Raw genomic sequence first — 22,214 nt, 5'->3', positions numbered from 1 at the left:
CCAATCCCCGTGACGAGCGCCCCGATGAAGACCGTCGCTCTAACTCTTCATCACGAGCCTGTTCCCTGAAAATTCATATGACCGCAATCGGCTTAAAAAACTCATACCGAGAAGGCTCTGATGCAGCGCGCCGGGGCGCGTGATCAGCGCATCGACCTTCTCAAGCGTCACCGCGCCGAGCGAGACCTTGTCGAGCTTCACCCGTGCGGCGAATGCGCGGCCGTTCGCCGTATCGACCGGCACGGTGTAATCGAGCGCGCTGAGAAGAATGCCGGCGCGGCGCGCGTCCTCCGGGCGAAGCACGACCGTGGACGCGCCGGTGTCGACGATCATGCGCACCATCTTGCCGTTCACCTTCACCTTGGCGATGAAATGACCGTCGCCCTGCCGCCTGACGGACACGACGGCGCCCTTTCTCGCCGCTCCCGCACCCGGCGAAACGGTTTGCACCGTGCCGGGGTTGAGTTCTTCAACGACGCGGTCGCGCACCTCGGCCAGTTCGGTGCGATAGGTATAAAGCGAGATGACGACGAGGAAGATCGCGGCCCAGCTTCCAAGCGCCTTCAGCGCTTCGGCTACGCGTCCGGCGGTGAGCCGTGTGACGCCCGCCATCAGGAAGATGAGAAGCGCAAGCAGCGCGGCGACGCGCGGAAACTCCTCCCGCGGAAGGCCCGCGATCGTGTCGCCGTCGCCGGTCAGCATGTAAAGCGCGAAACTGACGGCCAGAAGCCCTATCGCCAGGAAGATCATGGAGCCAACCATCTTTCAACGCGTGGAATATGGAGGATATCGCGTAAAAGTCAGCCCCTGTCGCGCAAACAGGGATACCACTTGGCGAATCGATCCATAATCGCCGCCAAGCGTAACCTTTCTGCGTCGTCAGGTGACGACAGAATGCGCTGTGAGGCCCTGTCGAATGCGTTACCCGCCCGATCTGCTCGACGAAATCCGAAGCCGTCTGCCCGTCAGCCGCGTCGTGGAACGGCGCGTGAAGCTGAAGCGGCAGGGGCGCGAATATATCGGTCTGTCACCTTTCAAGATCGAGCGCTCGCCTTCCTTCACGGTGAACGACCACAAGGGCTTTTACCATTGCTTCGCCACGGGCGAGCATGGCGATGTGTTCACCTTCCTGATGAAGGTCGAGGGCCTTTCCTTCCCCGAATCGGTGGAGCGGCTCGCGGCCGAAGCGGGCGTGACGCTCCCGGCACCGGAACCCGTGGACGCGGTCAGGGAGAGCCACGAAAACCGCGTCCGCGCGGCGCTTGAGGAAGCGTGCCGCTTCTTCGAGGTCGCGCTGTCGAGCCTCGATGGAATCGCCGCGCGCGCCTATCTCGAAAAGCGCGGCGTCGGCGGGGCTGAAATCGCGGCGTTCCGGCTCGGCTACGCACCCGACTCAAAAACGCGCCTGAAGCAGCATCTTTCGGGCAAGGGCTTCACGCTCGCCGAGATGCAGGACGCAGGGCTCCTCATCCATGGCGACGATATCCCGGTTCCTTACGACCGATTTCGCGGCCGCCTCATCTTTCCGATCACCGACGCGAAACGCCGCGTCATCGCTTTCGGCGGCCGCGCGCTGCAACCCGACCAGCAGCCGAAATATCTGAACTCGCCCGAGACGCTGCTCTTCCACAAGGGGCATGTGCTGTTCAACCACGCCGCCGCGCGCGACGCCTCGAAGGCCGAGCGCGCCGTGATCCTCGCCGAAGGCTACATGGACGTGATCGCGCTGGCCCGTGGCGGCTTCCCGAACGCGGTCGCGCCGCTCGGTACCGCACTCACCGCCGATCAGCTTCGGCTTCTATGGGCGATGTCACCGCTGCCGACGCTTTGCTTCGACGGCGACGCGGCGGGCCGCAAGGCCGCGCATCGCGCGCTCGACACGGCGCTGCCGTTCCTCGAACCGGGCCGGTCGCTGCAATTTGCGTTCCTGCCCGAAGGCCGCGACCCCGACGACATGGTGTCCGGCGGCGCGAGGGACGCCCTGGCGAAGCTTCTGGCCGAGCCGCTGCCGTTTATCGATGTCCTCTGGGCGCGCGAGGCCGAGAAGCACGCCCTCGATACGCCGGAACAGCGCGCGGCCTTCGAAGCGCGCCTCACGGAAGCCGCGCAGAAGATCGAGCACAAGAGCCTTCGCTTCCATTATCTGGCGGGGTTCCGCGAAAGGCTTCGCGGCATCGGCCAGAGGAGCGGCGGCTTGCCGCGTCCGCGCCTCGATGCTGAGAGCTGGCGCGCCCGCTCGATGCTCGCGCCGACCGGTGGCGCGCGCAAGCCGCGCGCTCAGACCGGCGGCCGATCCATGCTCCCGCAGCGCACGAGCGAGCTTCTTTCAAGTGCTCTGACGCAAGCGGCGGCACCTGTCAGCGCGCCTCGCGAAGCGGTGATCGTCAGCGCCATCCTCGCCCACCCGTGGCTCATCGACGAGCACATGGAGGAGATCGCACGCATCCCGTTCATCGACCCCGATTGCAACCGTCTTCGTGACGCTGTGTTAACCGTGCATCAGTTCGATGAATCACTTGACAACAAATTATTGTTAGAGCACCTCTCAAAGGAGGGCTATGAGGCGGAGCTAGAGCGCCTGGATAAGGCGTGCGCTCATAAAGCTGATCCACACTTCGCGCCGGATGCAGAAAGAGAGCAGGTCCTGGAGGGCTGGCGTCATGTCATGATGCTCCATGACAAGGCAGGCATTCCGAGTTCGCTGCTTGAAGCGGAGAGCGAGTGGATGAGCGACCAGTCCGACGAGAATGCGGTTCGGCTCATTGCCGTGAAACAGCAGGTTGAAATTGTGTCGACTTAATCAACTCGCCCTATATTGCGAGCGGCACAAACATTCACCAGATAGTATATGAGGCGCGTCGAAGGGCGTGAAAACGAGCTTCATGAGTAACGGCACATTAAGCACAACCGCTTATCTCTTCAAGTGGTTCGGCGATGTGGATCGCCAGCTCTCCAGCGAGCACCGCTATACGTCTTGAACGTACAAAACGAGATTGACCCGACGATATCCTGACGGGGTGGCAGCCCGGCGAGCCCCGTTCCCCGGCATTTCTGGAGTGCATAATGGCAACAGCGACGACAAAAAACGAGGACCAGGAGACGCAAGCGTCCGAATCCACGGACAGCCCGGTTCTTGATCTTTTGGATGCCGCCGTAAAACGCCTGATCAAGACCGCAAAGGCACGCGGTTACGTCACCTATGACGAGATCAACGAAGTCTTGCCGCCCGAGGATGTGTCCCCGGACCAGATCGAAGACATCATGACGATGTTCTCGGATCTCGGCATCAACGTCGTCGACGCGGAAGAGGTCGAGGAAGCCTCGGCCGAGCATCTCGACGACGAGGAAGACGATCGCGCGGCGCCCGCCAATCTGCCCGTCAAGCAGGAACGGTCCACCGAGGTGGGCGAGCGTACCGACGACCCGGTGCGCATGTATCTGCGCGAAATGGGCTCCGTCGAGCTTCTGTCGCGCGAAGGCGAAATCGCCATCGCGAAGCGCATCGAGGCCGGCCGCGAAGCCATGATCGGCGGCCTGTGCGAAAGCCCGCTGACCTTCCAGGCCATCATCATCTGGCGCGACGAGTTGAACGAGGGGAAGATTCTTCTCCGCGACATCATCGATCTCGAAGCCACATATTCCGGTCCGTTCTCGCGTCCCGAGGAGGGCGACGGCTCCGAAGAAGAATTCGAACCTGAGCCGCCGCATCCGCAGCCGCAGCCCGTGAATGGCGTCCGAACGGCTACGAACGGCGCGGCGAACGGTGCGATCGGCCTAAACGGTGCTAACGGTCACGCGCGCGGCGACGACGCGGGGGCGGTCGGCCCGGAGGGCGAAGCTGCTGAATTCCGCGGCGACGACGACGACGACGACCTCGAAAACAGCCTGTCGCTCGCGGCAATGGAAGCCGAACTCAAGCCGAAGGTGCTCGAAACCTTCGACCGCATCGCGACCGAATACAAGAAGCTGCGCAAGCTTCAGGATCAGCATGTCGAGCGCAAACTGGCCGACGACGCGCTGTCCCCGCAGCAGGAGAAACGCTCCCGCAAGCTTCGCGACGCCGTCATTCAGGACGTGAAGAGCCTGTCGCTCAACCCTGCGCGTATCGAGTCGCTGGTCGAGCAGCTTTACGACATCAACAAGCGCCTGATCGGCTATGAAGGCCGCCTTCTGCGCCTTGCCGACGGTTTCGGCGTCCGCCGCGACGAGTTCCTGTCTCATTATCAGGGCAGCGAACTCGATCCGAACTGGATCGACCGCATCGGCACTCTGAAGGGCAAGGGTTGGCAGAAATTCGTCGAGAAAGAGCGCCAGCGCATCGATGAAATCCGTCAGGAAATCTACGCGCTTGCCACGGAAACCGGGCTCGATATCGCCGAATTCCGCCGTATCGTAAAGATTGTGCAAAAGGGCGAACGCGAAGCCCGGCAGGCGAAGAAGGAAATGGTCGAGGCAAATCTTCGCCTCGTGATATCCATCGCCAAGAAATACACGAACCGCGGCCTGCAATTCCTCGACCTTATTCAGGAAGGCAACATCGGCCTGATGAAAGCGGTCGACAAGTTCGAATACCGGCGCGGGTACAAGTTCTCGACCTATGCGACGTGGTGGATCAGGCAGGCGATTACACGGTCCATCGCGGATCAGGCGCGCACCATCCGTATTCCCGTGCACATGATCGAGACGATCAACAAGATCGTCCGCACCTCGCGCCAGATGATGCACGAGATCGGCCGCGAACCGACACCGGAAGAACTCGCCGAAAAGCTTTCCATGCCGCTCGAAAAGGTGCGGAAGGTGCTGAAGATCGCGAAGGAGCCGATCAGCCTCGAAACGCCCATCGGCGACGAGGAAGACAGCCATCTCGGCGACTTCATCGAGGACAAGAACGCGATACTGCCGATCGACGCGGCGATCCAGTCGAACCTGCGCGAAACGACGACGCGCGTGCTCGCCTCGCTCACGCCTCGCGAGGAACGTGTGCTGCGCATGCGCTTCGGCATCGGCATGAACACCGATCACACGCTGGAGGAAGTCGGCCAGCAATTCTCGGTGACGCGCGAACGCATTCGCCAGATCGAGGCGAAGGCACTGCGCAAGCTCAAGCATCCGAGCCGCTCCAGAAAGCTGAGAAGCTTCCTCGACAATTAAGAGCCCCAAGCTCCGCATCTTCCTGACAATCCATCGACCCGATTCGGAAACCCGGCTTCGCGCCGGGTTTTCTGCGCCAAGGGCGTTGAGTACCCTGCGACGATCAAATCAGTTCGCGGCGTTCTGGTCGGGCGGGGAATCAGCATCCTTTTTGTCCGGCTTAAGCAGCAAACGTTCGAGCCGCTTCCCCAACGCGAGGATCAGCGCAACCAGCACGGCGGCGGTGACGACGATGGGCCAGGCGCCGAGTCCGCATGCCATACCGATGCATGCCGTGAACCAGATGGTGGCGGCGGTCGTCAGGCCCTGCACCTTGTCGCTTTCTTTCTCGCGAAGGATTACGCCCGCGCCGAGAAAGCCGATGCCGGTGATAACGCCTTGAATCACTCGGCTGTATGCATCAGCGTGGACGCCGGATGGATAGTCGCTCAGAAGGATCGCCAGCGCCGAGCCGAGCGCGACGATCGAGAGCGTGCGGACACCCGTCGGCTTGCCTCGGGCTTCGCGGTCGAGGCCGATGGCCGCGCCCACCGCAGCGGCAGCGGTGAGACGCAGAGCGGCATCGGGCCAGTCGATCATGCGAAACCTCAAATCGGAACAGCCGGAGCAATCCAACGCTGACGGTGGATGCCAAAACGCGGCCTCCCATAGAGTTCCGCACCCGGAATCGTAGCGGCGTCCGATTTACGGCAGGGTTACGCCGGCTTGCGCTCGACCGGGTCGCCCCGTTTTCGACGCGCCGCCGCGAAGGCGTCATATAGGCTGACGGCCGCCACAGCCGCTTTCGTTACGCCCGCAATGAACGTTTCGTCCGGCTTGTAAACGCCGCTATAGCCCGGATCCAGAAGGGCGACGAGCCGCAGCACGGTAGCGCGATCCTCCGCACCGAGGCCCTTCAGCACGTAGCTGACGCCCGCAATCTCCCGCCTTTGCCGCTCGCCGAACGGCACACGTCCCCCCGACGGCGGCGAGCGTACCTCCGACCGGAGATAATCGATCGCTCCGGCATTGGAGAGCGCGGCGATGCAGGACGATAAACGTTCGAGAGCTTCCGCTTCGCGATCGGACAGCGCGCGGTCGAGCACGGTCAGTCGACGGCGAAGCGAGCGGATGCGCACGGCTTCGGGCTTCCCGGCTGCGTCTTCGAGGATCGCGAGCCGCATTTCGAGCGGCGTCAGGATCGGCCGGGCCCGGTGGCGTGCAACGGGAGGCGCGCCCGGCGGTGTCAGCACATCCCGCGTGAACGCGGAATGCTGGCATCGCCATGGAGATGGGCCTTCGGAAAGGTGGCGTGGTTTCTTTCGCGCCGTCATGCCCGTCCCGGCTCTTCCTGACGCTGGAAAGCCAACAGACGATGCTTCTTGCAGTATGGGCGTCCGGGTTCAGCCTTGCAGCCGCAGAACGAAAAGCCGGGCTCTGCCGGGTCGCCAACCGGCCAGCGGCAGGCGCCGTCGGGCAAGTGCTCCAGAGCGGCTGCCCCGTACACGGCCGATGGTCCGGCCAGCGAGCGCCGGACGATGAGACCGCCGTCTTGCGGCTCGTCCCGTCTCGCGTGGTCCCGCAAGGCGCGCAGGCTGATGCCGTTGCGGCGAAGAAGCGACCGCAGCGCCTTTGGATTGACGCCAAGCGTTCTCGCGATATCGCTTGTCCTGAGCGTCGCGAGCGCGGCAATGATTTCGGTGAGATCGCCCGTCGTCCAGCGCCGCCGTCCATGGATGGGTGGCGGAGCGGGCTGAGACAACCGCGAGATAGCAAGGGCAGGAAGGGCGGGGTGAGCGGCCTGCACGACTTCGCGGGGATAATGAAGCGGGGTGAGATTACACATACAGCACAAAACCCGAATGAGTGAACGCCTAATTGTGAAAACCTACACATAACGTGTAAAATTATCGTAAGTGTCATTCGGTTTTGGAATAAATGCGACGGTGCCCGGTCTTGCGGGTGGGGCACTTCTGGAAAAAAAAGATTCATGCTGGAAACGATCTTAAGGGGAGCGGCAAGGCACCGCCGGATCGCTATACGGGCGGTTGCATCACAAAGGCCTGCGAATCAGATCAAACTCCTGCGTTCCCTCACCATGCCTCGTTCGGCACACGTGTTACACAGTACGTGTAGGTAGGCAAAGCACGATGCGAAACTGGACCCCCGACGAACTCAGATCGATCGCGGATCGCCTTCGGCGAGCGCGCATCGGCGCTGGGTATGACAAGGCGAGCGACGCGGTCCGCAAATTCGGCTGGGGTTACAGCCGCTACATGAACTACGAGAACGGCGAGCGCGCCGTTCCGCCGAAACAGGCCATCCTGTTTGCCGCCGCATTTGGCGTCACGGTGGACTATATATATTTCGGAAAAGGATCTGATTTAAATAAAGTTGAAGGGGTGAAGGCGTTATCGATCCGTCACATACCCTTGCTGGCGCTCGATAACATGGACGAATTGAAACGTATCGCTGAGGGATCCGAGCCCGCCTCTTGCACGGCCGTGCCGGTCTTCGGCGAGGAGGTACTGCCCGGCCGCTGCATCTTCATCGACATCCGCGACAAGTCGATGTCCCACGCCTACGAGCCGGTATCCTTCGAGCCGGGCGACAAGGCGCTCATTGATCTCGACGCCAGGCCATCACCGTCCGACTTTGTGCTGGCGCTCGTACCCGAAGAGCAGACCGCCCTGTTCCGCCTCTATCGCGAGATCGGGCGCGCGAAGGACGGCTCCATCGTCATCGATCTCGTGCCCCTGAACCCCAACTTTCGCACGATACGCATTTCGAGCGTAGCGGCCGGACAGATCATCGGGGTTTGCCGAAGTATCCACCGCGTTTTCGATCTCACGGCGCCGGCGCAGCGCCCACGCCTGGGCTGAAGCGGCAAGAATGCCTCGCATCGCAGGCCGTCTCCTCGAACATCGCGCATAAGCAAGCGGCGCGCTTGAAAAGCGGCGCTTCGCGCTATATGGCGGAGTCGACACGCGGCGGGAGAGCACGATGAACCACGACTCATACCCCGACACCTATATCGCGAGCATCCTTCACGACGCGAAGACATTCGCCATGATCGGTGCGAGCGCGAACACCGTTCGCCCGAGCTTTTTCGTGCTGAAGTATCTGCTCGCGAAGGGCTATCGCGTATTCCCGATAAATCCCGGACGTGCGGGCGGTGAAATCCTCGGTCAGCGGGTCTTTGCGAGCCTCGCCGATCTGACGGAGCCGGTGGACGTGGTGGAAATCTTCCGCAGCTCGGGCGCGGCGCAGGGCGTCGTGGAAGAAGCGATCGCGCTGAAAAACGAACTTGCGATCAAGATGATCTGGATGCAGCTCGGCGTGCGCAACGACGAGGCCGCGCGGCTCGCCGAGAAGGAAGGGCTCAAGGTGGTGATGAATCGCTGCCCGAAAATCGAATATGGCAGGCTGTCGGGCGAGATCGGCTGGGTTGGCGTCAACAACAACCGCATCTCGAGCCGGAAGCCCGTCATGCTCGGCAAGGGCTACCAACAGCTTTCCATCAGCCGCGACAAATCGTAAAACGGTCGCATGTCGTCCGACGCATCCAATACCGATCCAACGCCGCTCGCGCTGAAACTCCGCCGCGCGATTTCGGAGCGTGGCCCGATCCCGCTTCACGACTATATGCAAGCGTGCCTGTACGACCCGGAGCACGGCTATTACCGCAAGCGCGATCCGCTCGGGCGCGGCGGAGACTTCATAACCGCGCCTGAAATCTCGCAGGTGTTCGGCGAGTTGACAGGGCTGTGGGCGGCGCAGGTCTGGATGCAGATGGGCCGCCCGCAACCGGTTCGCCTCGTCGAGCTTGGGCCGGGGCGCGGTACGCTCATGGCCGACGCGCTTCGCGCGGCCCGCGTCGCACCGGGCTTTTTGCAGGCCGTCGCGGTGCATCTCGTGGAAAGCTCAGAGGTGCTGCGCGACGCGCAGAAGGCTACGCTGGCGGGCGTTCCAGTTCAGGTGCATTGGCATGACGACGCGGCGGAGCTGCCGAACGGCCCTGCCATCGTCATCGCGAACGAATTTTTCGACTGCCTGCCGGTCCGGCAATTTGTCTTCGACGGCGCGGCCGATGTCTGGCGCGAGCGCGTGGTGGCCTTCAGCGACGGCGCTTTCGGTCTCGCGACATCGACCGCCGTTGCACAGCCGCCGCTGACAGCCGCATCGCATGGTGAACCGCGCGACGGCGACATCCTCGAATTCTGCCCCGGCGTGGAGCCGGTTCTCGCCACCTTCGCCGCGCGCGCGGGCCACGCTCCCCTCGCAGCGCTCGCCATCGATTACGGCTACACGAACCCGGCCTTCGGCGATACGCTGCAAGCCGTCCGCCGCCACAAGTTCGCCGGGCTGTTCGACGCTCCGGGCGAAACGGATCTCACCGCGCATGTGGACTTCTCCCGGCTCGCGCGGCTTTCCGAAGCAGCGGGGTTCGACGTTTTCGGGCCTATGCCGATGGGGGAATGGCTTCTGCGGCTCGGCGTCGAGGCGCGCGCGAACCAGCTTCTCGCCCGCGCTTCGGCCGAGGAAGCGCGCGCCATCGCACAAAGCGTCGCCCGGCTCGTCGATCCGGCGCAGATGGGCGCGCTTTTCAAGATCCTTTCATGGACGCGTGGCATATCGGACCCGCCGCCTCCTTTCGGCGGGCACGGCTGATGGGGGACCGAGATGGCTGACGCAGTGACGTTCAAAGCGGCTGACGGGCTGCTCGTTCCGGGCATCAGGCACGGCTTCTTTCTGCGCGCGGGTGGCGTTTCCGAGGGCATCTATGCGTCGCTCAATTGCGGGCGCGGCTCCCGCGACCAACGCGAGGCCGTCGAGGAAAATCGGGCGCGCGTCGCGTCGGCACTCGGCGTTTCGTCGACATCGCTGATCGGGGCTTACCAGATCCATTCGCCGACAGCGGTGATCGCGCACGAGCCGTGGGAGCCCGACGAAGCGCCGCAGGCGGACGCCGTGGTAACGGCAACGCCCGGGCTTGCCGTAAGCGTGCTCACGGCCGATTGTGTGCCTGTCCTTCTGGCAGACGCGGAGGCTGGCGTTGTCGGCGCCGCGCATGCGGGCTGGAAGGGCGCGAAAGCGGGTATCCTCGAAGCCACCATCGAGGCCATGGAGAGCCTCGGCGCGAAGACGTCGCGCATCTCGGCTGCCATCGGCCCCGCCATCTCGCAACGCGCGTACGAGGTGGGGCCTGAGTTCCGCGCTGCCTTCACCGAGGGCGCGCCCGAAAACGACAAGTATTTCTCGGATGCGTTCGGCCCTCGGCCGCACTTCAACTTACCCGCATATCTACTGGATAGACTTTTCGCGGCGGGAGTGAAATCGGCGGAAGACATCGGTGTCTGCACGCTCGAAAACGAATCGATTCTCTTCAGTTACCGGCGCGCTTGCTTGCGTTCGGAATCGGATTATGGACGCCAAATTTCCGCCATCCTGGTCGGGTGATGTGGATAACTAGGGGGGCATACCCGATATTAACGGGTTTTTGTGTCGCTTCGCGGCTTTGTGGAGCGTCGTTCTGGACGCGTTTTGCGGCGACCGCTAAATTTCGAATGTTATAAAGATTCGGCGGATTTATAGGTGCCGGTATGTCAAGTGCCGCCGTTCCTGGAGCAAAAAAGCAAGGAGTGGAGAAAGTGACGCGCGAGAATAATCTGGCCGCGCAGAGCGCAGCTCGCCGTGCCGCGTCGCTCTTGACTGGGGGACTTATGCTTGCCGGCCTCGCCGGGTGCAGCGGTGATCTCTTTCAGAATAGCGACAACGCCAGCCTGACTCAGAAGGCCAAGCCCGCTGTCGCCCTGTCCGCCGGACAGGGTGTTCCGCAGAAATACGCAAGCAAGGTCGACGAGCAGCTCGCTGCCTCGATCAAGGCAAAAGGTGTCGTCCTCGTCGAAGCGAAGGACGCGCAATATATTTTGAAGCCGACTTATGCCGCAGCCAGAGAAAAGAAGGGCACGAAGGTCGCTTACACGATCGACGTGACCGACAAGGCCGGCAACACGGTCCGCACGATTTCCGGCGAAGAGATCGTTTCAAACAAGCGCGGCGGCGATAATTGGAAGCATCTGAACGACGAAGGCATCCAGAAGGTGGCGCTCAAGTCGGCGACGGACGTTGCGTTGTGGGTCGAAAACCCGAACGCTCCGCAGGCGGCTCCGGCCGTTGCGGCGGTCGAGCCCGCGACGCCGGTCAGGGCGGCGGCCGCTCCGACGCCGATCAAGGCGGCTGCGGCGCCAAGGGTTCGTCAACCCGCCCATGCCGCCGAGCAGCCTTCGCTGGCTTCGGCCGTTGCCGCTCCAGCGCCTCGCGCGCATGCGGCGGTTAACCCGGGTGAGGTGGTCGCGGTCGTGTCCGGCGTAACGGGCGCTCCCGGCGACGGCAAGACCTCGCTGACGGAAGCCATGAAGCGCGCGCTCAATCGTCAGGGCATCAAGCTTTCGTCATCGGGCGCTCCCGGCTCCTACAAGATCCAGGGCGAAGTCCAGATGGGCGCGGCGCAGAACGGCCAGCAGCCGATCACGATCAAGTGGGTCGTCTACGATCCGACCGGCAAGCAGCTTGAGAAGACCGTCGTGCAGAACAACAAGATCGGCGCGGGCACTCTTGACGGCGCGTGGGGCGAAATTGCGGATCAGGCAGCGGGTGCCGCGGCGGCCGAAGTTTCCAAGCTGCTCAACAAGTCGCCCACCGGCCAGGCCCAGGCCGGCAACGGCACCTCCGGCTAATTCCGAGGTCATTATAACTCAACCTGTGGGTAGCCATGTCGCGCTCACAGGTTTACAGATGACGAGCGCGCTGCTAGAAGCGCGCTCGTTGTTGTTTGTGCACAATTCTCGTCACCCAATGGACAATCCCGCATCATGAAGCTGGTCGCTGGCAATAGCAATCGGCCCCTGGCTAACGCCATCGCCGCTTACCTGAAAACCCCGCTGACGGAATGCCTTGTGCGCCGCTTCTCGGACATGGAAATCTTTGTCGAGGTGCGTGAGAACGTGCGCGGCGAGGATATCTTCGTCATCCAGTCGACGTCCTACCCGGCGAACGACAATCTGATGGAACTGCTGATCATCACCGATGCGCTGAGGCGCGCGTCGGCGCGGCGCATCACCGCAGTGATCCCGTATTTCGGCTACGCCCGGCAGGACCGTAAAACCCTGCCCCGCACGCCGATTTCGGCGAAACTCGTGGCGAACCTCATTACGCATGCTGGCGCCGACCGCGTGCTGACGGTCGATCTCCACGCGGGCCAGATCCAGGGCTTTTTCGACATTCCGACCGACAACCTCTATGCCGCCCCTGTCATGGTGCGCGACATCACCAAGCGCTATACAGACGGCAACATCACGGTCGTGTCGCCGGACGTGGGCGGCGTCGTCCGCGCGCGAAGTCTGGCAAGCCGCATCGATGCTCCGCTCGCCATCATCGACAAGCGCCGCGATCGCCCGGGCGATTCCGAGGTGATGAACGTCATCGGCAATGTCACGGGCCGTCACTGCATCCTCATCGACGACATCATCGACTCCGGCGGCACGCTGTGCAACGCGGCCCAGGCGCTGATCGAGAAGGGTGCTTCCTCCGTGGCAGCCTATGCCACTCACGGCGTGTTTTCCGGCGGCGCGGTTGCCCGCATTCAGGCGTCGAAGATCGACACGCTCGTCATCACGGACACCATCGTGCCGACCGAGGCCGTGCGCGTGTCCAGCAACATCGAGGTGTTGTCCTTGTCCGCGCTGATCGGCGAGGCAATCCTTCGCACCTCCGGCGAGGAATCGGTGTCGAGCCTGTTCGATTGACGGGCTCGTTCATGTGCGGAAGCGACAGGATTTCGAAGCCGCGCGCGACCGAACGGCCGTACCCGCCTCCTATGAATGAAGGTTGAACGAACGAAGCAGCTTATTGTCTTTCGTTGAACTTGCCCTTATAGAGAGGGTTTGAGACATCCCTGAGTGCAGAACGTCCGCGTGCTTGATCGCCGCACAGACGCGCTCATCCAACAAAACAGAGACAAAAATGGCTGAGGTTATCGAACTCAAGGCGCAGGCGCGCGAAGGCACAGGCAAGCTCGCGAACCGCGCGCTGCGGGCAATGAAGCTCGTTCCGGGTGTCGTCTATGGCGGCGAAAAGGGCCCGGCAAATGTCGCGCTCGAATATCGCCACGTAAGGCAGCATTATCAGACCGGCCACTTCCTCTCGACGGTCTATATACTCGACGTCGACGGCAAGAAGGAGCGCGTGATCCCGCGCGAAGTTCAGGTCGATCCGGTGCGCGACTTTCCAATCCATGTGGATTTCCTTCGCGTCTCGAAGTCTTCGCGGATCGAAGTTGAAATCCCGGTGCATTTCATCAACGAAGAAGCCTCGCCCGGCCTGAAGCGCGGCGGCGCTCTCAACATCGTGCGTCACGCCATCGAGCTGTCCTGCCCGGCGGATTCGATCCCGGATCACATCACCGTGGACCTTACCGGCTACGACATCGGCGACAGCATTCACATTTCCGCCGTGAAGCTTCCGGCCGGCATCACCCCCACGATCACCGACCGCGACTTCACCGTCGCAACCGTTGCGGGCGCTGCGGCTCAGATCTCGGAAGAGGCGGCTGAAGCTGCCGCGGCCGAAAAGAGCGAGTAGCATATTCCCATACCGGTTCGGCGTTCATCATCGATAAAATGTGAGAGATTTCATCATGAAGCTGATCGTCGGATTGGGTAATCCGGGTGAGAAGTATCAAGGCAACCGCCATAACATCGGTTTTCTGGCGGTTGACGAATTGGCGCGCGGCTATGGCTTCTCGCCATGGAAAAAGCGGTTTCAGGGGCTGGTCGCCGAAGGGCAGATCGGCCTCGTTCGCGCGATCCTGCTGAAACCGTCGACCTATATGAACGAGAGCGGGCGCGCGGTCGGCGAAGCCATCCGTTTTTACAAGATCGCCGTCAGCGACGTGATCGTCATTCATGACGAGATCGACCTTGAGCCCGGCAAGATCCGCGTCAAGACCGGTGGCGGCAATGCGGGTCATAACGGCCTCAAGTCCATCACCGCGCATATCGGCAACGATTATCGCCGCGTCCGTCTCGGCGTCGGCCATCCCGGCGACAGGGCGCTCGTCGCCAATTACGTTCTCCACGATTTCGCGAAGGCCGATGAGGAATGGCTGGTGCCGCTTCTCGAAGGTGTCGCGCGCGGAATGTCGAACCTCGTGGAAGGAAAAGAGGCCAGTTTTTTGAGCGAGGCCGCCCGGGGACGGAAGCCATTCCCGAAGGCGGCGAAAGCGCTCGGCTCCGTTGAAAGTGCCGCGCAGCATCGCGCGGAAGAGCCGTCTGTGGAGGCCCCTTTGGCGGCGGCCGCAGCCGTGGTCGCATCGAGCGCCGTTTTCGACGCACCAGCCGAGGCGGCCAACGAGGGCGAAACCGCTTTCGCTTCGGTCGACGACGCCATCGCATCCCCCGGAATTGAAACGCCGAGCCTCGAAGCTCCTGCTGAGGCCGAAGTCGAAGCTGCTCCGGTGAGCGAAGCAGAGGCACGCGAAGCCGATCCCGTCACGACAGGAGCCGAAGCCCCCGCCGTTGAGCTAGTCCCGGCTGAAGCTGAAGCGCCTGCCGCTGAGACTGTGATGGCCGCAGAGGTCGCGACAGAACCGGAAGCCGAGGCAACGGCGTCGGAGCCGGTCGCCGCGGAAACGCAAGCTGAGGCCCCTGCCTCCGAAATCGTCGCCATCGAAGAGGTGAGCGAAACCGCCGCCGACCCCGAAGCGCTCGCCGCCATCGTGGCAGTCGCGACGAAGCCCATCGAACCGATGCCGCTGCCTTCGATCACCGTATCGGTCGGGCGCGACGGCAGCGGCGGCGCCGTATCCTCAGCCGTCATGCTGCCTCACCCGGAGGCTGGCGGCGCTTCCGAAGCCGCTTCCGTTTTCGATCTGGAGCGCGACGTGCCGCCGCAGCGCGTGCCCCGCGATCAGGAAATTCTCGCCACGAGGGAAGCTCTCGGCGAGGCGACGGCACCGAAACAACCCGAGCCCGACGCAGCGCCCGTCGCCACCAGCGGCGAAGACGATGCCATCGTCGAAGCCGCCGAAACAGCGCCGGTTCCCGGTGAGACATACGACGCGTCGTTGGCTGGACCGGAAACCGTCGTGGCAAACGCGGAGGCGGTTTCCGTGGAAGCGGCGACGGTTGAAGAAGCCGTCGCGGTTGCCGAAGCCCCGGAACTTGCCACGGAACCGGAAATCGTCAGCGCTGCGTATATCGAACCGGAGGCGGATGCAGAGCCGATCCAGGCCGGAACGCCCGATCCAGAACCTGCGCCGGCGCCTACGCCGGAGCCGATCATCGATCCCGTCCCCGCGCCGGAACCACAGCCGGTTCCCGAGCCTGAACCGGTCGGCGATCCGGACCCCGCGCCAGAGCCCGCGCCCGTTCCCCATCCCGACCCCGTGCAGGAACCCGAGCCTTCCCCGCTACCCGAGCAGGTTCAGGCCCCGGTCGTCGCGGAACCCGCGCGTGAGCTGGAGTTTGCAGCCGCAGCTTCCGCGACACTGATCGACCGGCCGAGCGCGGCTGAACATCAGGCCGCTCCGCTCGCGGAAAGCGAAACTGCCGCCGTCCCGGTTGCGAAAAAGAAGGGCGGCGGTTTCTTCGGCTGGTTCCGCAGACGGCCGCGCGGTTCTTGAGGCAACAGAACCGCATCAGCGGGCGACGTTGTCACCCGCAGTATCGGACTTTACCCGCGCATGGCCGGAAGCGTCGCTTCTGGCCCTTCGCGCAATGGTTGCTCGCGTGGGCGAAAGCGCCGCCAGGGCCGGCGCGGTGAGTGGACATAACCGGGCGCGCCGTGGCCGTCGCCGCAGCGGCTTCAGGCACAGACAAGCAAGACAGGACGTTTCATGGGTTTCAAGTGCGGTATCGTCGGCCTGCCAAACGTGGGTAAGTCCACGCTTTTCAATGCCTTGACGCAAACGGCGGCAGCGCAGGCCGCGAACTATCCCTTTTGCACGATCGAGCCGAATGTTGGCGAAGTTTCCGTGCCCGACGAGCGCCTTCAGAAGATCGCCGCTGCCGCGAAATCCGCCGCGATCATTCCGACGCGCCTCACCTTCGTGGACATCGCGGGCCTCGTGCGCGGCGCGTCGAAGGGCGAAGGGCTCGGCAACAAGTTCCTCGCCAATATCCGCGAGTGCGATGCGATTGCCTATGTGCTCCGCTGCTTCGAGGACGACGACGTGACGCATGTCGAAGGCCGCGTCGATCCGCTGGCGGACGCCGAGACCATCGAGACCGAGCTTATGCTCGCCGACCTCGAAAGCCTGGAGCGCCGTCGCCCCGCGCTCGAAAAGAAGGCCAAGGGCAACGACAAGGAAGCGAAGACCGCGATCCAGCTTATCGACGTCGCGCTGAAATACGTCTCCGAGGGCAAACCCGCGCGCCTCGCGCTCGCGGACATCCCCGAGGCCGATCATCGCGCCTTCCGCAATCTTCAGCTTCTCACGGCAAAGCCCGCGCTCTACGTCTGCAATGTGGACGAGGCGAGCGCGGGGAGCGGCAACGCCTATTCGAAGATCGTGGAGGATCGCTACAAGCCCGAGGGCGCGGAAGTGGTCATCATCTCCGCGAAGATCGAGTCGGAGCTTGCGCAGCTCGACGAGGAGGAGCGCACGCTCTATCTCGCCGAACTCGGCCTCACCGAGCCCGGCCTCAACCGCCTGATTTCAGCGGGCTATCACCTGCTCGACCTCATCACCTATTTTACCGCGGGCCCGAAGGAAACCCGCGCGTGGACGATCACGAAGGGCACGACGGCTCCCGCCGCCGCAGGCGTGATCCACTCGGATTTCGAGAAGGGCTTCATCCGCGCCGAGACGATCGCCTACAGCGATTTCGTTTCGCTCGGTGGCGAGACGGGCGCGAAGGAGGCGGGGAAATTCCGCCTCGAAGGGAAAGACTATGTCGTCGCCGACGGCGATGTGCTGCATTTCCGCTTCGCAAATTAGTTTCGATCCGCCAAAAAAGCACAGCGGGACGACGGCCCGCCGACCAAACGCCCGGCCGCTTGCGCGCGTCGGCGAAGTTGACGCTGCGCGCCCTCCGCCATGTCACTCGGCTTGGGGCCGGTTGTGTCAAATCGGCGACCGCAAGCAACTGCGGCTATAAGCCATCCCGGACAACTTGTCTCGACAACCGCGCCAACGGGAAAATCCTGCTCGACGCTTCCGCGATTTCACAATGATACCAGCCATGCCGTTCCGGAAAATGTGTTGACACTCGCGTGTTGCCTTGTGCGGCCAAGTTTTCTAAGGTCGCGGCGCTGCGCCGGAAGCTAAACGATATTCCCACTCGTCCGGCCGTGGGCTTCTTTCGCCCAACCCTCTCGTTCCAGGATCTCATCCATGAACCAAGTACTTTGGATCATTATTGCTGGGGGCGCGCTCTCCATCCTGTATGGCGCGCTGACCACGCGCTCGCTGCTGGCGGCCAGTCCCGGCAACGCGCGCATGCAGGAAATCGCCGCCGCCATTCAGGAAGGCGCGTCCGCCTATTTGACGCGACAATACACGACGATCGCGATCGTCGGCGCGGTCATCTTCGTCATCCTCGCCTATCTTCTTTCGTTGACGGTCGGCGTCGGCTTTCTGATCGGCGCGATCCTCTCGGGCGCTGCCGGCTTCATCGGCATGCTCGTGTCGGTTCGCGCCAATGTGCGGACAACGCAGGCTTCTTCCGAAAGTCTCGCACAGGGCCTTTCCATGGCCTTCAAGGCGGGTGCCGTGACCGGGCTTCTCGTGGCCGGGCTCGCGCTGCTTGGCGTCACCATCTATTACGGCGTGCTCACGCAGTATCTCGGCTACGCGCCGAATGATCGCCGTGTGATCGACGCGCTCGTGGCTCTCGGTTTCGGCGCATCGCTGATCTCGATCTTCGCGCGTCTCGGCGGCGGCATCTTCACGAAAGGCGCCGACGTCGGCGGCGACCTCGTCGGCAAGGTTGAAGCCGGTATCCCCGAGGACGACCCGCGCAACCCGGCGACCATCGCCGACAACGTGGGCGACAACGTCGGCGACTGCGCCGGCATGGCGGCGGATCTTTTCGAGACCTATGCCGTGACCGTCGTTGCGACGATGGTGCTTTCCTCCATCTACTTCGCCTACGATCCGGACCTTCTGTCGCGGATGATGGTCTTCCCGCTCGCCATCGGCGCGGCCTGCGTCGTCACCTCCATCATCGGCACGTTCTTCGTCCGTCTCGGTTCGAACAACTCGATCATGGGCGCGCTCTACAAGGGGTTTATCGCCACCGGCGTACTCTCCCTCATCGCCCTCTATCCGCTTACCGACTATCTCGTCGGCCTGGACACGACGCTGAAAGCGAACGAGACGACGTTCACAGGCATGGACCTGTTCTGGTGCGGCGTGGTCGGTCTCGCCGTGACAACAGCCATTGTGGTGATCACCGAGTACTACACGGGCACGGGCTATCGCCCCGTGAGGTCGATTGCGCAGTCGTCTGTGACCGGCCATGGTACGAACGTCATTCAGGGCCTCGCCGTCTCGCTTGAGTCGACGGCGCTTCCGGCAATCGTCATTATCGCAGGCATCCTGTCCACCTATAACCTCGCGGGCCTCTACGGCATCGCCATCGCCGTCACGACGATGCTGGCGCTGGCGGGCATGGTCGTTGCTCTCGACGCATTCGGCCCGGTGACGGACAATGCGGGCGGCATCGCAGAGATGGCGGATCTGCCGTCGAGCGTGCGCAAGACCACCGACGCGCTCGACGCGGTCGGCAACACGACAAAGGCCGTCACGAAGGGCTATGCCATCGGCTCCGCGGGGCTCGGCGCGCTCGTCCTGTTCGCGGCTTATACGGAAGACCTGCGTTACTTCATCGAACGGGCGGCGACGAGTCCGGATCAGTTCCAGTACTTCAAGAACGTGACCATCGACTTCTCGCTGTCGAACCCATACGTCGTGGTCGGGCTGCTGTTCGGTGGCCTGTTGCCGTATCTCTTCGCGGCGATGGGCATGACGGCCGTCGGGCGCGCGGCAAGCTCGATCGTCGAGGAAGTGCGCCGTCAGTTCCGCGAGAAGCCGGGCATCATGAAGGGCACCGAAAAGCCCGACTACGGTCGTGCGGTGGACATGCTGACCAAGGCCGCCATCAAGGAAATGGTCATCCCGTCGCTTCTGCCGGTGTTGTCGCCAGTCGCGGTCTTCCTGATCATCAATGCCATCGCGGGCAAATCGGCAGCCTTCTCCGCGCTCGGTGCGATGCTCCTCGGCGTGATCATCACGGGTCTGTTCGTTGCCATCTCGATGACTTCGGGCGGCGGCGCGTGGGATAACGCCAAGAAGTCCTTCGAAGACGGCTTCGTCGACAAGGACGGCGTCCGCCACATGAAGGGCTCGGACGCTCACAAGGCGTCTGTGACCGGCGACACGGTGGGCGACCCGTACAAGGATACCGCCGGTCCGGCCGTCAACCCGATGATCAAGATCACCAATATCGTGGCGCTTCTGATCCTCGCGGTGCTCGCACATCAATAGGGCTGCGCAACGCGGCTTCGCCTGACAGGGCCAGGCCGTGACACGAGAAAATGACGAGATGGCCGGGGAAACCCGGCCATTTTGTTCTTAAGCGGCTCGCGATTACGCCGTCGTTGGCGCGCTCACGTGCCCATCCATTCCGGCGTGCGCTTTTCGATGAACGCGCCGATGCCCTCTTCCGCGTCGCGGGCAAGCATGTTTTCCACCATCACCTGCGCCGTGTAGTCATAGGCGGCGGCAAGCGGCATCTCGCCTTGCGCATAGAACGCCTTCTTGCCGATGGCGACCGTCAGCGGCGATTTCGCGGCGATCCTTCCGGCAACCTCGAGGGCCGCCGGAAGGACCTCCGCGTCGGGCACCACCCAGTTGACGAGGCCGAGTTCGCGCGCCCGCGTCGCGTCGACCATGTCGCCGAGAAGCAGCATCTCCATCGCCGCCTTGCGCGACACGTTGCGCGAGAGCGCAACCATCGGCGTGGAGCAGAACAGGCCGATGTTGACGCCGGGCGTCGCGAATTGCGCACGATCGCCCGCCACCGTCAGATCGCAACTCGCAACGAGCTGGCAGCCTGCGGCGGTCGCGATGCCGCCAACCGCCGCGATGACCGGCTTCGGGCAGGCGACGACGGCCTGCATCAACGCCGCGCACGCCCGCATCGTCTGATCGAAAAACGCGCGGCCCCGGTCTGCGTCGGTGCGATGGGCGGTGAGTTCCTTCAGGTCGTGCCCGGCTGAGAACGCTGGCGGCGCACCCGCGAGCACGATTGCCGCCACCTCGCGATTGCCGCCGTCCGCCGCGATGGCGTCATGCAGCGCCGCGATGAGGCCGAGCGACAGGCTGTTGCGCGCCCGCGCGCGGTTCATGGTGAGGATCGAGATCTTGCCCCGGCGCTCGGTGAGCAGCAGCGGCTCGGGCGTGTCGGGTGTCTGTGTTGTCGTGGTCATATACTGCTGTCCCCCATCAATTGTTTTGCTCTCTCAGCAAGCAGGATTGATCGCTCTTTTCTAAATTCACTATATGTTAGACTGTGCCAGCCAACAGGAAGGCAACTCTGTTTGAATATTCCATCTCTATGATCGGAGGAAACCATAGAAACATATTCTGACGGAGACTTGTCCTTAATTTTTTGATTATCAGCAGCAGATAAAAAACAGAAGTTCACTAATAAGTTAACATTATCTTGATCTCCGAATTTTTTCAGGTAACCTTTTGGAAAAATATGATGAAATTCATTTCTATTACATCTTAATAACACGTCATCAAGATTAATATTGCACCCGGATATGAAGCTTTTCGGCTTCTGATTAACTAGCAACAAAATGAATATTTTTGTATTTACGGAAGTCACGATAAAATTGTTCTCGAAAAAGAAGTTTGGGGTCACGGATGCGTTTATTTTCCAAACCTCCGCGTTCCCGTTCCTTCTTAGAGTATCCATCGCCGAAATATCATGAGAATGGGCCTTTCCAACTCCGCTAGAATAGCGTCTTGAGAAACAGCTCTTCCAAAACCATCGCTTCAATTGCGCGGTTTGAGCCGAAGTCGGAGAAAAACCTGACGAGCCGTCCGTAGCAAAAAAACGCGTTAGAGGGACCAACATAGCAGGATAAGGCATCACCTCCAGTGAATGGACGCAAAGCTGATTTCTTAGAAATTCTATTGCTCCCAAAATGCCCCGTTTGATTTTTTCGAACTCTTGTCTAACTGTAGGCCCTTTAAGATTAAGAACAGAGCGAGCGCTAGCATCTCCGGTCACGACAGCTGAACAACATTTCATAAGCAAATCTTGTTGTTCGCCTATTGCCGCATATCCATATGGGTCAACCTCATATCCAAGATTTCTTATTTTTTCTGTTAGATAAAATTCGTTGCTCCATGTCCAGGCGGTCAGCAATTGAAATGTATCAAGTGGCACGCCAGCGCGATTTATGCGTTCAAAGATCATTGCGATCTGTTCTCTATCTTTAAACTCAATTAACGTTGCGGGAATCGACGCTTCTTGGAAACGCCTTTGAAGCTCAGCAATCCTGCACAATGATTCGTCATCTAAATTTCGTGTCGCTTTCGCATACTCCGGCGTATCAAACAGAAGTCTAAGGGAAAAAAGCGACCTAATGTCATAATTTCCATTGTTGCAAACGAATAGATCGTCTGGAGAGTTCTTGTCGGCTGCCATATTAAAGCAAATATTAAAATCATTTGTTTCTGAGTTTGGCTTTATTGCCGTCTGAAAAACCCCAAAAAGCGACGTCAGGCGTTGTTGTCCATCAAGTACATAATCTACAGGCCAGTCCTTTTCCGGCACTGGTAATGTGAAAGGACCCAAGTCTCGTTCACTAGTAAGTTTCTCGTGACTTCTCCACAATAGCAGACTCCCGATTGGGTAGCCGCGGTAAATGCTATCCATGAGAAATGCAACCCGATCAGGGCCCCAAACAAATCCACGTTGGAATTTGGGGACACGAATTGTGCCGGACTGCACCCGTTCAATTAGTTTTCTGATAGGTAAAGGCTCTGACATAGTTTAGCTCCA

The 22,214-nt window shown here is 61.7% G+C and carries 18 protein-coding genes; 12 read left to right on the top strand and 6 right to left on the bottom strand.

Annotated features, from left to right (window positions below):
* Positions 1-39 precede the first annotated feature (39 nt).
* Positions 40-750 (bottom strand): TIGR02281 family clan AA aspartic protease, encoded by a 711-nt coding sequence (locus tag KKP04_RS07805; protein ID WP_215028834.1) that lies wholly within the window; start codon positions 748-750, stop codon positions 40-42.
* 166 nt (positions 751-916) lie between these two features.
* Between KKP04_RS07805 and dnaG the strand changes: the two genes are divergently transcribed.
* A complete protein-coding gene (gene dnaG, locus KKP04_RS07800) occupies positions 917-2,800 on the top strand; it encodes a DNA primase (protein WP_215028831.1) in 1,884 nt (627 codons plus the stop codon).
* A gap of 263 nt (positions 2,801-3,063) precedes the next feature.
* Positions 3,064-5,151: an RNA polymerase sigma factor RpoD gene (gene rpoD, locus KKP04_RS07795; protein WP_215028828.1), complete on the top strand. Its 2,088-nt coding sequence runs from the start codon at positions 3,064-3,066 to the stop codon at positions 5,149-5,151.
* A gap of 108 nt (positions 5,152-5,259) precedes the next feature.
* Here the strand turns inward: rpoD and KKP04_RS07790 are convergent, their stop codons facing one another.
* The 3 genes from KKP04_RS07790 to KKP04_RS07780 form a co-directional block, all read right to left on the bottom strand.
* Positions 5,260-5,730 (bottom strand): MgtC/SapB family protein, encoded by a 471-nt coding sequence (locus tag KKP04_RS07790; protein WP_215028825.1) that lies wholly within the window; start codon positions 5,728-5,730, stop codon positions 5,260-5,262.
* Between the two features lie 116 nt (positions 5,731-5,846).
* Positions 5,847-6,464, bottom strand: coding sequence for a hypothetical protein (locus KKP04_RS07785; protein ID WP_215028823.1), 618 nt, complete (start codon positions 6,462-6,464; stop codon positions 5,847-5,849).
* On the bottom strand, positions 6,461-6,976 hold the full coding sequence (locus KKP04_RS07780) for a GcrA family cell cycle regulator (RefSeq protein ID WP_215028821.1): 516 nt from the start codon (positions 6,974-6,976) through the stop codon (positions 6,461-6,463). The genes KKP04_RS07785 and KKP04_RS07780 overlap by 4 nt, the downstream gene beginning before the upstream one ends.
* Positions 6,977-7,280: 304 nt before the next feature.
* On the opposite strand from KKP04_RS07780, the gene KKP04_RS07775 reads away from it, so the two are divergent.
* The 10 genes from KKP04_RS07775 to KKP04_RS07730 all read left to right on the top strand — a co-directional run bounded on the left by KKP04_RS07775 (position 7,281) and on the right by KKP04_RS07730 (position 19,681).
* Entirely contained in the window at positions 7,281-8,012 is a 732-nt protein-coding gene (locus KKP04_RS07775) for a S24 family peptidase (protein WP_215028819.1), read from the top strand.
* A gap of 121 nt (positions 8,013-8,133) precedes the next feature.
* Positions 8,134-8,670, top strand: a complete 537-nt coding sequence (locus tag KKP04_RS07770) for a CoA-binding protein (protein WP_215028817.1) — start codon at positions 8,134-8,136, stop codon at positions 8,668-8,670.
* 9 nt (positions 8,671-8,679) lie between these two features.
* Entirely contained in the window at positions 8,680-9,801 is a 1,122-nt protein-coding gene (locus tag KKP04_RS07765) for a class I SAM-dependent methyltransferase (protein WP_215028815.1), read from the top strand.
* A 12-nt stretch (positions 9,802-9,813) separates the two neighbouring features.
* Positions 9,814-10,590 (top strand): peptidoglycan editing factor PgeF, encoded by a 777-nt coding sequence (gene pgeF, locus KKP04_RS07760; protein ID WP_215028812.1) that lies wholly within the window; start codon positions 9,814-9,816, stop codon positions 10,588-10,590.
* Between the two features lie 263 nt (positions 10,591-10,853).
* Positions 10,854-11,870: a hypothetical protein gene (locus KKP04_RS07755; protein WP_215028808.1), complete on the top strand. Its 1,017-nt coding sequence runs from the start codon at positions 10,854-10,856 to the stop codon at positions 11,868-11,870.
* 135 nt (positions 11,871-12,005) lie between these two features.
* The gene (locus KKP04_RS07750; protein ID WP_215028806.1) at positions 12,006-12,938 is read left to right on the top strand and encodes a ribose-phosphate pyrophosphokinase; all 933 of its coding nucleotides are present in this window, start codon (positions 12,006-12,008) and stop codon (positions 12,936-12,938) included.
* Between the two features lie 217 nt (positions 12,939-13,155).
* Positions 13,156-13,773: a 50S ribosomal protein L25/general stress protein Ctc gene (locus KKP04_RS07745; RefSeq protein WP_215028803.1), complete on the top strand. Its 618-nt coding sequence runs from the start codon at positions 13,156-13,158 to the stop codon at positions 13,771-13,773.
* A 55-nt stretch (positions 13,774-13,828) separates the two neighbouring features.
* Positions 13,829-15,814: an aminoacyl-tRNA hydrolase gene (gene pth / locus KKP04_RS15910; RefSeq protein ID WP_215028800.1), complete on the top strand. Its 1,986-nt coding sequence runs from the start codon at positions 13,829-13,831 to the stop codon at positions 15,812-15,814.
* A 213-nt stretch (positions 15,815-16,027) separates the two neighbouring features.
* Positions 16,028-17,131: a redox-regulated ATPase YchF gene (gene ychF, locus KKP04_RS07735; RefSeq protein ID WP_215028797.1), complete on the top strand. Its 1,104-nt coding sequence runs from the start codon at positions 16,028-16,030 to the stop codon at positions 17,129-17,131.
* Between the two features lie 396 nt (positions 17,132-17,527).
* Positions 17,528-19,681, top strand: a complete 2,154-nt coding sequence (locus KKP04_RS07730) for a sodium-translocating pyrophosphatase (RefSeq protein ID WP_215028793.1) — start codon at positions 17,528-17,530, stop codon at positions 19,679-19,681.
* A 122-nt stretch (positions 19,682-19,803) separates the two neighbouring features.
* Here KKP04_RS07730 and KKP04_RS07725 read toward each other — a convergent pair whose 3' ends face one another.
* Both KKP04_RS07725 and KKP04_RS07720 read right to left on the bottom strand, forming a co-directional pair.
* Positions 19,804-20,625: an enoyl-CoA hydratase gene (locus tag KKP04_RS07725; RefSeq protein ID WP_215028789.1), complete on the bottom strand. Its 822-nt coding sequence runs from the start codon at positions 20,623-20,625 to the stop codon at positions 19,804-19,806.
* Positions 20,622-22,202, bottom strand: coding sequence for a DUF262 domain-containing protein (locus KKP04_RS07720; RefSeq protein WP_215028786.1), 1,581 nt, complete (start codon positions 22,200-22,202; stop codon positions 20,622-20,624). Before KKP04_RS07720 ends, KKP04_RS07725 begins: the two co-directional genes overlap by 4 nt.
* Positions 22,203-22,214: the final 12 nt, after the last annotated feature.

This window comes from Rhodomicrobium sp. Az07, from assembly GCF_018619475.1.
Lineage (GTDB): Bacteria > Pseudomonadota > Alphaproteobacteria > Rhizobiales > Rhodomicrobiaceae > Rhodomicrobium.
The sequence above is the reverse complement of the archived record's forward strand: the minus strand, read 5'-3'. Positions and strand labels throughout refer to the sequence as shown.

Excerpts from the sequence above, each read along its gene's own strand:
- KKP04_RS07805 (WP_215028834.1), bottom strand. The coding sequence starts at position 750 with ATGATCTTCCTGGCGATAGGGCTTCTGGCCGTCAGTTTCGCGCTTTAC.
- dnaG (WP_215028831.1), top strand. The coding sequence starts at position 917 with ATGCGTTACCCGCCCGATCTGCTCGACGAAATCCGAAGCCGTCTGCCC.
- rpoD (WP_215028828.1), top strand. The coding sequence starts at position 3,064 with ATGGCAACAGCGACGACAAAAAACGAGGACCAGGAGACGCAAGCGTCC.
- KKP04_RS07790 (WP_215028825.1), bottom strand. The coding sequence starts at position 5,730 with ATGATCGACTGGCCCGATGCCGCTCTGCGTCTCACCGCTGCCGCTGCG.
- KKP04_RS07785 (WP_215028823.1), bottom strand. The coding sequence starts at position 6,464 with ATGACGGCGCGAAAGAAACCACGCCACCTTTCCGAAGGCCCATCTCCA.
- KKP04_RS07780 (WP_215028821.1), bottom strand. The coding sequence starts at position 6,976 with ATGTGTAATCTCACCCCGCTTCATTATCCCCGCGAAGTCGTGCAGGCC.
- KKP04_RS07775 (WP_215028819.1), top strand. The coding sequence starts at position 7,281 with ATGCGAAACTGGACCCCCGACGAACTCAGATCGATCGCGGATCGCCTT.
- KKP04_RS07770 (WP_215028817.1), top strand. The coding sequence starts at position 8,134 with ATGAACCACGACTCATACCCCGACACCTATATCGCGAGCATCCTTCAC.
- KKP04_RS07765 (WP_215028815.1), top strand. The coding sequence starts at position 8,680 with ATGTCGTCCGACGCATCCAATACCGATCCAACGCCGCTCGCGCTGAAA.
- pgeF (WP_215028812.1), top strand. The coding sequence starts at position 9,814 with ATGGCTGACGCAGTGACGTTCAAAGCGGCTGACGGGCTGCTCGTTCCG.
- KKP04_RS07755 (WP_215028808.1), top strand. The coding sequence starts at position 10,854 with ATGCTTGCCGGCCTCGCCGGGTGCAGCGGTGATCTCTTTCAGAATAGC.
- KKP04_RS07750 (WP_215028806.1), top strand. The coding sequence starts at position 12,006 with ATGAAGCTGGTCGCTGGCAATAGCAATCGGCCCCTGGCTAACGCCATC.
- KKP04_RS07745 (WP_215028803.1), top strand. The coding sequence starts at position 13,156 with ATGGCTGAGGTTATCGAACTCAAGGCGCAGGCGCGCGAAGGCACAGGC.
- pth (WP_215028800.1), top strand. The coding sequence starts at position 13,829 with ATGAAGCTGATCGTCGGATTGGGTAATCCGGGTGAGAAGTATCAAGGC.
- ychF (WP_215028797.1), top strand. The coding sequence starts at position 16,028 with ATGGGTTTCAAGTGCGGTATCGTCGGCCTGCCAAACGTGGGTAAGTCC.
- KKP04_RS07730 (WP_215028793.1), top strand. The coding sequence starts at position 17,528 with ATGAACCAAGTACTTTGGATCATTATTGCTGGGGGCGCGCTCTCCATC.
- KKP04_RS07725 (WP_215028789.1), bottom strand. The coding sequence starts at position 20,625 with ATGACCACGACAACACAGACACCCGACACGCCCGAGCCGCTGCTGCTC.
- KKP04_RS07720 (WP_215028786.1), bottom strand. The coding sequence starts at position 22,202 with ATGTCAGAGCCTTTACCTATCAGAAAACTAATTGAACGGGTGCAGTCC.